Here is a 1264-nt window from a genome sequence, read left to right on the forward strand (position 1 = left end):
TGCCCCTCTATCGCTGGCTTAGTGGATGTATATGATAAAAGCCTGACATAGGACTTACGCAGTTGAACGTTGATAAAACCATAGGTTGGCTCCTCACTTCAGCCCGTTGGAATTGTGTTTTATTGACGTTGTGGGCTTCTTGTTTCTGGAATCGTTATACCTTGTAAACGCAGGTACGTTAGGATTCGGGTAAATACCGTTCTGTACGCGATTTTATCGATCTTGTTCCCCCCAAATCCTCACTCAAGTGCGCAACTCCTAAAACAATTAAACAATCATCTCTGGCTGTTCCGGCAGGTGTTGTACGCTGGGGGGGTGGGATCCGCAGGGTGGATAAAGCGCTTTGCTTTGCTTGTAGCAATGGCTGTGGGCATGCTAGCCCTGGCCCAGAGCGTCCCCTGGCCTCCCGGTGAGCGGCTGACCTATAACCTTACCTGGCAGGGTATAGGGGTGGGCAGGCTTTACCTCAGCGCCGATCCAGTGGAGGGCGGCTGGCGTTTTCGCCTCAAGCTCGAGCCCACCGGGCTGGCCAAGGCCGCGGGCTATGGCCTGGAGTCTGAAAGCCAGGTAGGCCTCGACTTCTTTACCGACCGCTTCTGGCAAAACCTGACCGAGCCGCTCAAGGGCACCACCCGGCTGGTCTATGAACGCCAGGAAAACAGCGGTTCATGGGCGAAGGTGATGCACCCAGACGGTAGACAGACCGGTTGGAACAGCCCGAGCGACCAGATACTGGATCAGCTTGCGCTCATCTACTACCTGCGTCTGCGCCCCGAGACCCGCCAGATTTACGCGGTGGACTACCCCAAACCCGTCCAGGGACGCCTGGAGGTGCTGCCGCCCAACAATGGCCTGGTGGGGTATCGTTTTGCTCGAGAAGACGTTCTGATAGAAGTCTGGTACCGCCAGGATGCCCGGCGCACCCCGGTTCGCTTCGTCTTCGGGCGGGATTTTGGCCGACTGGAAGCCAGCCTGGTCGAGAACAGCAATGGGCGCTGAGCCACGCGATGGGTCTCATCTGAACCCCACCGGCAGCTTTCTGTTTGGCGCAGCTCAACACCGACTGGATGTTATACCGGATTCAAAAAGATAATCTTCAAATAAAAAGCGCTAAGAGGCTATCTTTTTGAATCCTAGAGCACTCCCTTCGGTCGGGTTAGTTCGACACCGTTCGGTGACGAACTAACCGAATCTGGTATTAGAGACTGTCTTAAAACCGTCTAGGAAGCCAATCTTCTGACCATAAGTCGGATCATCGCCGTGT

Annotated in this window: 1 protein-coding gene; it reads left to right on the forward strand. The window is 55.1% G+C overall.

Going from position 1 to position 1264, the window contains the following annotated elements; all coding sequences use genetic code 11:
- Positions 1 to 360: 360 nt before the first annotated feature.
- Positions 361 to 999, forward strand: coding sequence for a DUF3108 domain-containing protein (locus tag ABWU19_RS14840; protein WP_036258966.1), 639 nt, complete (start codon positions 361 to 363; stop codon positions 997 to 999).
- Positions 1000 to 1264 lie beyond the last annotated feature (265 nt).

Source organism: Meiothermus cerbereus, assembly GCF_051297115.1.
Classification (GTDB): Bacteria; Deinococcota; Deinococci; order Deinococcales; family Thermaceae; genus Meiothermus; species Meiothermus cerbereus_A.

What these genes read in the sequence shown, in the direction of transcription:
- ABWU19_RS14840 (WP_036258966.1), top strand. Translation starts at nt 361, where the DNA reads ATGGCTGTGGGCATGCTAGCCCTGGCCCAGAGCGTCCCCTGGCCTCCC.